This is a genomic window from Streptomyces sp. NPDC059452, assembly GCF_042750035.1.
GTDB lineage: Bacteria > Actinomycetota > Actinomycetes > Streptomycetales > Streptomycetaceae > Streptomyces.
This window is the reverse complement of sequence record NZ_JBHYVE010000005.1, coordinates 295,689-302,894: the sequence shown is the minus strand read 5'-3', so window position 1 is coordinate 302,894 and position 7,206 is coordinate 295,689. Positions and strand designations below refer to the sequence as shown.

Sequence of the window (7,206 nt, the reverse complement as noted above, 5' to 3'; positions counted from 1 at the left end):
TTGGTGGGTTCGTTTTTGTTTATAATAGAATCCATAAGCGGTACACTTTCCAACATCGGCCGGGTGCCCGGGGGGTGGAGTCTCCGCCGGGGCACCGGGCCGTTGTGGTGTGTGCGGATGCTCAGGTCTTGACGGGAGGCACCCCCGAACGGTCAGCTTAGAGTTCACATGTTGGAGGAAGCCGGGGTGTCATCGCTGCTGCCCCGGCCGGGGCGGTCCTCAGGACCGCCCGCCAAGGGCAGGAGTGGATGAGTCGATGGAGACTCCCGGGTCGCAGACATCGCTGCACAGGGCCAATCTGGAGCGGGTCGTACGCGCCGTACGGATGGCGGGATCGCTCACCCAGGCGGAGATCGCCCGGAGCACCGGGCTCTCCGCAGCCACGGTCTCCAATATCGTCCGGGAGCTGAAGGACGGCGGAACGGTCGAGGTGACGCCCACCTCGGCGGGCGGCCGAAGGGCCCGGAGCGTCTCGCTCAGCGGTGACGCGGGCATCGTGATCGGTGTCGACTTCGGCCATACGCACCTGCGGGTCGCCGTCGGCAACCTGGCCCACCAGGTGCTCGCCGAGGAGTCCGAGCCGCTGGATGTCGACGCCTCGTCCGCGGAGGGGTTCGACCGGGCGGAAGTGCTGGTCAACCGGCTGATCCAGGCGACCGGGATCGGCCCGGACAAGGTGATCGGCGTCGGCCTCGGCGTCCCCGGACCCATCGACGTCGAGTCCGGAACGCTGGGCTCCACCTCGATCCTGCCGGGGTGGACGGGCATCAACCCCAGCGAGGAGCTCTCCGGCCGCCTCGGCGTCCCGGTGTACGTCGACAACGACGCCAACCTGGGGGCGCTCGGCGAGCTGGTCTGGGGGAGCGGGCGGGGCGTCAAGGACCTCGCGTACATCAAGGTCGCCAGCGGTGTCGGCGCCGGGCTGGTGATCGACGGGACCATCTACCGGGGCCCCGGCGGCACGGCCGGCGAGATCGGGCACATCACGCTCGACGAGTCGGGCCCGGTCTGCCGCTGCGGAAACCGCGGCTGCCTGGAGACCTTCACCGCCGCGCGGTACGTGCTGCCGCTGCTCCAGCCCAGCCACGGCCCCGGGCTCACCATGGAACGGGTGGTCCAGCTGGCCCGGGAGGGCGATCCGGGGTGCCGCCGGGTGATCGGTGACGTGGGCCGCCACATAGGCAGTGGTGTCGCCAACCTCTGCAATCTGCTCAACCCCAGCCGGGTGGTGCTCGGCGGCTCGCTGGCCGAGGCCGGGGAGCTGGTGCTGGGGCCCATAAGGGACTCCGTGTCGCGTTACGCGATCCCCAGCGCGGCCAGGCAGCTCTCGGTACTCCCCGGGGCCCTGGGCGGCCGTGCCGAGGTGCTGGGCGCCCTCGCTCTCGTACTGAGTGAGATGGGGGATTCAACCCTTTTGGAGAGCAACCTCCCTGCGGCGACTCCTGTCTTCACTTAGATAACGAATGGCACCGTTGTCATCTCGTTAAGGATTTACTCCTTGACGCTGAAGCTGCGGCCGAGTTGACTTCCAGCCACCTCGGCCGCAACGTCGCGGCCTCGTCAGGGAGGTTCGAGAATGAACACGCGTATGCGTCGTGCCGCCGTTGCCGTTGCCGCCACCACGATGGCGATCTCGCTGGCCGCCTGCGGGAGCGCCAAGGAGTCCGGCGACCAGGCCGAAAAGAGCTCGGAGAAGAAGGGCGACGACCTGAAGATAGGTCTGCTCCTCCCCGAGAACCAGACGGCCCGTTACGAGAAGTTCGACCGTCCGATCATCGAGAAGAAGATCGACGAGCTCACCGGTGGCAAGGCGAAGGTCACCTACAACAACGCCAAGCAGGACGCGACCACCCAGGCGCAGCAGATCGACACGATGATCACCAACAAGGTCGACGCGCTCATCGTCGGCGCGGTGGACGCCAAGGCGATCGAGAACAGCATCAAGAAGGCCAAGGCCGCGGGCATCCCGGTCGTCGCCTTCGACCGCCTCGCCGAGGGCCCGATCGACGCGTACACCTCCTTCGACAACGAAGAGGTCGGCCGCGCCCAGGGCACCGCGCTGCTGGAGGCCCTGGGCGACAAGGCCGACGGCGGCACGATCGTGATGATGAACGGCGCGATCACCGACCCGAACGCCGCGCTCTTCAAGAAGGGCGCCAAGTCCGTCCTCGACGGCAAGGTGAAGTACGGCAAGGAGTACGACACCAAGGAGTGGAAGCCGGAGAACGCCAACGCCAACATGGAAGCGGCGATCACCGCGCTCGGCAAGGACAAGATCGACGGCGTCTACTCCGCCAACGACGGCATGGCGGGCGGCATCATCACCGCCCTGAAGGCCGCCGGTCTGCCGAAGCTCCCCCCGGTCACCGGCCAGGACGCCGAGCTGGCGGGCGTGCAGCGCATCGTCACCGGCGAGCAGTTCATGAGCGTCTACAAGTCCTACCCGGCCGAGGGCATCGTCGCCGCCGAGATGGCCGTGGCCCTCGCCAAGGGCGAGAGCCTGGACTCGATCGCCACCTCCAAGGTCGACAACGCGAGCCAGAAGGGCATCCCGACGGTGCTCGTCCCGGTCGTCTCGCTGACCAAGGACAACATCCAGGACACCGTCATCAAGGACGGCATCTACACGATCGGCGAGATCTGCACCGGTAAGTACAAGACCGCCTGCGACAAGATCGGTCTCAAGTAGGCCCTGGGGGGGCGTCCCGCCGGACGCCCCCGGGACCGGGCCCGTCCCACGACCGGTACCCGCCCCGCCGTACGCCCGCCGCGCCTCCGCGAGGGCCGTACGGCAGCACCGCCCGCGCACGCGCCCGCCGCACAGCGGCCCGCACGCGCCACGAAGCCTGTCCGGTGTCCCGCCCACCAACCGTCCCGCTGCCGGGCGGGGCGCCGGACGGAACAGCTTCCCCTTGTATCTGTTCTCTTCTGCTCGACCGCCGCGCCTTCCCCCGGGCGCGGCACCCCCGCCGGTCAGGCGGCGAAGGAGATGGTTCACGTGACCGCTACGCCCGTGCTGGCGTTGCGAGGGGTCTCCAAGCGATTCGGTGCCGTACAGGTACTCACCGATGTAGAGCTTGAGGTCCACGCCGGTGAGGTGGTCGCCCTGGTGGGCGACAACGGCGCCGGTAAATCAACGCTGGTCAAGACGATCGCCGGAGTGCATCCCATCGATGAGGGAGTCATCGAGTGGGAGGGCCGGGCCGTCCGGATCGACAAGCCGCACGACGCCCAGAACCTCGGCGTCGCGACCGTCTATCAGGACCTCGCGCTCTGCGACAACATCGATGTCGTCGGCAACCTCTACCTGGGCCGGGAGCTGCGCCGGTTCGGCATCCTGGACGAGGTGGAGATGGAGCGCCGCTCCCGCGAGCTGCTCTCCACGCTCTCCATCCGCATCCCGAGCGTCCGCATCCCGATCGCCTCGCTCTCCGGCGGCCAGCGCCAGACCGTGGCCATCGCCCGGTCGATGCTCGGCGAGCCCAAGCTCGTCATCCTCGACGAGCCGACCGCCGCCCTCGGCGTCGAGCAGACCGCGCAGGTCCTCGACCTGGTGGAGCGGCTGCGCGAGCGCGGTCACGCGGTCATCCTCATCAGCCACAACATGGCCGATGTGAAGGCCGTCGCCGACAAGGTCGCGGTACTCCGGCTGGGCCGGAACAACGGTGTCTTCGATGTGAAGACCACCTCCCAGGAAGAGATCATCTCCGCCATCACGGGCGCCACGGACAATGCCGTGACCCGACGTGCGGCGCGCAACGCGGAGGTTTCCCCGTGACCACCGACAAGTCCGGCGCCTCGCCGGTCAAGACCGAGGCCCCGGCCGACGCGCCGGTCGGCAACCCGGACGCGGCCGAGGGCGCCGCCACCGTCGTCGACCCCCGTCTGCTCATCCGCCAGCAGGGCTTCGCCGGGTACGTGACCGAGTTCAAGCGCAAGATCAGCGGCGGTGACCTGGGCTCGATCCCCGTGGTCGTCGGCCTCGCGATCATCGCCATCGTCTTCCAGAGCATGAACTCAGAGTTCCTCTCCGCGAAGAACATCAGCGACATCGCGACCACGATGGTCGCCACCGGCATGATGGCCGTGGGCATCATCTTCGTCCTGCTGCTCGGCGAGATCGACCTCTCGGTCGGCTCGGTCAGCGGTGTCTCCGGCGCCCTCGTCGCGGTGCTCAGCGTCACCCAGGGCATGAACGAGTGGCTGGCCATCCTCGTCGCCATCGTCAGCGGCGCGGTGATGGGGGCGGTCCACGGCTTCTTCTTCGCCCGGATCGGCGCCCCGGCCTTCGCCGTCACCCTGGCCGGCCTGCTGTTCTGGCTCGGCTTCATGCTCCAGCTGCTCGGCGACTCCGGCACCATCAACCTGGACGGCGACGGGGTGGTCGGCAAGCTGACCACGTACTACTTCACCGATGTCGCCGCCGCCTACGGGCTCGCCGCCATCGCGGTCGTCGGCTACTTCGCCGCCGCCTTCCTGGACACCCGCCGCCGCGAGGCCGCGGGCATCCCCTCCCGGCCGCTCGTCGACATCATCGTGCGCACGGCCGTCCTCGGGGTGTTCGCGTTCGCCGCCGCGTACATGTTCAACCAGTACCGCGGTCTGCCGCTCGCCCTGGTCCTCTTCCTGATCGTCCTGGTCGGCACGGACTTCCTGCTCCGCCGTACGGCCTACGGGCGGAAGATCTTCGCGCTCGGCGGCAGCGTCGAGGCCTCCCGGCGCGCCGGTATCAACGTCACCGCGATCCGGATCTCCGTCTTCTCCATCGCGGGCACGTTCGCGGCGATCGGAGGCCTCTTCTGGGCCTCCAAGATCGCGGCGGCCAACCAGGGCTCCGGCACCGGCGACCTGCTGATGAACGTCATCGCGGCGGCCGTCATCGGCGGCACCAGCCTCTTCGGCGGCCGCGGCCGCACCTGGAACGCGCTGCTCGGTGTCATGGTGATCGTCTCCATCCAGTACGGACTCTCGCTGGAGGGCATCGCCACGCCGATCCAGTACATGATCACCGGTGGTGTGCTGCTGGCCACGGTCGTCATCGACTCCGTCACCCGTAAGACCCAGAAGACCGCGGGCCGCGCCTGACCGCACGACCGCGCAGGTGCCCGGCGCCCCACGGGGTGCCGGGCACCCGCGCGTCCCGGGCCGCCCGTATTCGAACACAGGCGCCCGCTGCCCACGTCCGTGGGCGGAACATTAGACTCATCGGATCGGCACGCTCGATCAGCTCATACGCAAGGAGGCACGGGTGGATCTGCTGACCCGCATCAAGGGACCGCGCGACCTGGACCGGCTCTCCGCCGACGAGCTGGAGCAGCTCGCGGAGGAGATCCGTACCTTCCTCGTCGACGCGGTGTCCAAGACCGGCGGACACCTGGGCCCCAACCTGGGCGTGGTGGAGCTCACGATCGCCCTGCACCGGGTCTTCGATTCGCCCCGCGACAAGGTGCTCTGGGACACCGGTCACCAGGCTTACGTCCACAAGCTGCTCACCGGCCGCCAGGACTTCTCCCGCCTCAAGATGAAGGGCGGCCTCTCCGGCTACCCCTCCCGTGCCGAGTCCGAGCACGACATCATCGAGAACAGCCACGCCTCCGGAGTCCTCGGCTGGGCCGACGGCATGGCCAAGGCGAACGAGGTCCTGAAGAAGGACGACCACGTCGTCGCGGTCATCGGTGACGGCGCGCTCACCGGCGGTATGGCCTGGGAGGCGCTGAACAACATCGCCGCCGCCAAGGACCGCCCGCTCGTCATCGTGGTCAACGACAACGAGCGCTCGTACGCGCCCACCATCGGCGGCCTCGCCAACCACCTCGCCACCCTCCGTACCACCGACGGCTACGAGCGGTTCCTGGCCCGCGGCAAGGACATCCTGGAGCGCACGCCCGTCGTCGGCCGCCCGCTCTACGAGACCCTGCACGGCGCCAAGAAGGGCCTCAAGGACTTCATCGCCCCGCAGGGCATGTTCGAGGACCTCGGCCTGAAGTACGTCGGCCCCATCGACGGCCACGACATCGAGGCCCTGGAGTCCGCGCTCCAGCGCGCCAAGCGCTTCGGCGGCCCGGTCATCGTGCACTGCCTCACCGAGAAGGGCCGCGGCTACACCCCGGCCCTCCAGGACGAGGCCGACCGCTTCCACGCGGTCGGCAAGATCCACCCGGACACCGGTCTGCCGATCTCCACCTCCGGCCTCGACTGGACCTCCGTCTTCGGCGAGGAGATGGTCAAGCTCGGCCAGGAGCGCGAGGACATCGTCGCGATCACCGCGGCCATGCTCCAGCCGGTCGGCCTCGGCAAGTTCGAGGAGGCCTTCCCGGACCGGATCTACGACGTCGGCATCGCCGAGCAGCACGGCGCGGTCTCCGCGGCGGGCCTCGCCACCGGCGGCCTCCACCCGGTCTTCGCGGTCTACGCCACCTTCCTCAACCGCGCCTTCGACCAGGTCCTGATGGACGTGGCCCTGCACAAGTGCGGCGTCACCTTCGTCCTGGACCGGGCCGGTGTCACCGGCACGGACGGTGCCTCGCACAACGGCATGTGGGACATGTCGATCCTCCAGTGCGTGCCCACGCTCCGGATCGCCGCCCCGCGCGACGCCGACCAGGTCCGCGCCCAGCTCCGCGAGGCCGTCGCCGTCGACGACGCGCCCACCGTGGTGCGCTTCTCCAAGGGCGCGGTCGGCCCGGCGGTCAAGGCCGTCGGCCGGGCCGGCGGCATGGACATCCTGCGCGAGCCGAAGGCGGCCCGCCCGGACGTCCTGATCGTCTCCGTCGGCGCGCTCGCCCCGATGTGCCTGGAGATCGCCGATCTGCTGGACGCCCAGGGCATCTCCTCCACGGTCGTCGACCCGCGCTGGGTCAAACCGGTGGACGAGGCGCTCGCCCCGCTCGCCGAGCGCCACCGCGTCGTCGTCACGGTGGAGGACAACAGCCGTGCCGGAGGCGTCGGTTCCGCCGTCGCCCAGGCGCTGCGCGACGCCGGTGTCGACGTACCGCTGCGCGACTTCGGCATCCCGCCGGTCTTCCTCGACCACGCCTCGCGCGGCGAGGTCATGGCCGAGATCGGACTGACCGCGCCGGACATCGCCCGCCAGGTCACCGGCCTGGTCGCCAAGCTCGACGGCCGCTTCGAGAGCCGCGCCGTGGAGCCCGCCCGCGACTAGGGCTTGTCGTCAAACTGCCGTCGTCGCCCGAAGGGCGGCCGCGC

At 69.3% G+C, this 7,206-nt stretch carries 5 protein-coding genes; all 5 read left to right on the top strand.

What is annotated here, in order from left to right; all coding sequences use genetic code 11:
• Positions 1-256 precede the first annotated feature (256 nt).
• The gene (locus ACFW9Z_RS10710) at positions 257-1,456 is read left to right on the top strand and encodes an ROK family protein (protein ID WP_384637527.1); all 1,200 of its coding nucleotides are present in this window, start codon (positions 257-259) and stop codon (positions 1,454-1,456) included.
• Positions 1,457-1,576: 120 nt separating this feature from the next.
• On the top strand, positions 1,577-2,689 hold the full coding sequence (locus ACFW9Z_RS10705) for a sugar ABC transporter substrate-binding protein (RefSeq protein ID WP_384637524.1): 1,113 nt from the start codon (positions 1,577-1,579) through the stop codon (positions 2,687-2,689).
• A 300-nt stretch (positions 2,690-2,989) separates the two neighbouring features.
• Complete coding sequence (locus tag ACFW9Z_RS10700) at positions 2,990-3,778, top strand: ATP-binding cassette domain-containing protein (protein WP_384637521.1); 789 nt, start codon at positions 2,990-2,992, stop codon at positions 3,776-3,778.
• Positions 3,775-5,085, top strand: coding sequence for a sugar ABC transporter permease (locus ACFW9Z_RS10695; RefSeq protein WP_384637518.1), 1,311 nt, complete (start codon positions 3,775-3,777; stop codon positions 5,083-5,085). Before ACFW9Z_RS10700 ends, ACFW9Z_RS10695 begins: the two co-directional genes overlap by 4 nt.
• 163 nt (positions 5,086-5,248) lie before the next feature.
• Entirely contained in the window at positions 5,249-7,162 is a 1,914-nt protein-coding gene (gene dxs / locus ACFW9Z_RS10690) for a 1-deoxy-D-xylulose-5-phosphate synthase (protein WP_384637515.1), read from the top strand.
• Positions 7,163-7,206 lie beyond the last annotated feature (44 nt).